This window comes from Massilia eurypsychrophila (assembly GCF_002760655.1).
Classification (GTDB): Bacteria; Pseudomonadota; Gammaproteobacteria; order Burkholderiales; family Burkholderiaceae_D; genus JAFCUW01.
Genome location: NZ_PDOC01000081.1, coordinates 1 through 976, shown reverse-complemented (window position 1 = coordinate 976; position 976 = coordinate 1). Strand labels below are relative to the sequence as shown.

Annotated in this window: 1 protein-coding gene and 1 pseudogene; both read left to right on the top strand. The window is 53.7% G+C overall.

What is annotated here, in order from left to right:
* Window positions 1-128: 128 nt before the first annotated feature.
* A pseudogene (locus CR105_RS27425) lies at window positions 129-568 on the top strand (integrase core domain-containing protein); the annotation flags it as partial.
* 281 nt (window positions 569-849) lie between these two features.
* Window positions 850-976: transposase (locus tag CR105_RS29615; RefSeq protein WP_370660705.1), on the top strand; the 127-nt coding region annotated here is incomplete at its 3' end.

Genomic DNA, 976 nt, shown 5'->3' with positions numbered 1-976 from the left:
GACGGCGCTGATGCAATGTCGTTCGCCGACCAATTTTCTGTGCTGGCAGGAATAGTCCGTCCGGTTTGAGCGGCACAATGCCGTCCTAGGGAAATTCTGTCGTTTGATCAACAACGCGACAGAACCCCGAGGCCAGCAGCGTCGACTTCCTGCGTCGCCTAAAGCTCGCTTCGCCGATCAAAATCGTCAAGATACTGACGGATAACGGTTCGCAATTTACCGACCGCCTCACCTCCAAAGACAAGAAGCCGACGGGCAAGCACGCCTTCGATATTGCCTGTGCCGCATCGCCGTCGAGCACCGCCTGTCGCCGCCCCGGCACCCGCAAACGAATGGCATGGTTGAACGCTTCAACGGCCGCATTAGCGAACTTCTCCAACAGACGAGGTTCGCCAATGCGGCTGAGCTGGCGACGACCCTGCAGCATTATTTGAAGCTCTACAATCACCACATACCGCAGCGTGCAATTGGCAGCAAGACGCCGATTCAATCACTGAAAGACTGGCAGCGTTTGAAGCCCGATCTTTTTGTTAGGCGGGTTTATGATCAAGCGGGACTTGACAAGTAGTGAGCCTCCTTAGCGCCGCAGCCATTGCAGGAATTTTCTCACTACTTAAGTGAGAATCATTCATTTACTCTGTCCGCTGTGGCAATAGTCAACATCTGGTTATGCGCCCACGCCCTATTCAGTACACTTTTTCAGATCGAGGTAATACACCATCGCCGCGCTTTTACCATCGCTGGTGTCGAGCGAGGCCATGCCTTCGCCCACGCCGCTGAGCGTAAGTTCCATCTCCCCCTGTGTCAGACTAGTTGTCGCCTCCAGATTTTATCCAAATAGAGGCAGACATGAGAACAAGGCATTCCCCAGCATTTGTCGAACAAGCACTGGTCAAGGTATTCTCCCGTGGCGGCAGGAGCGTGCAGGCAGTCGCGGACGATATCAACGTCAATTACCACACACTTAAAAATTGGA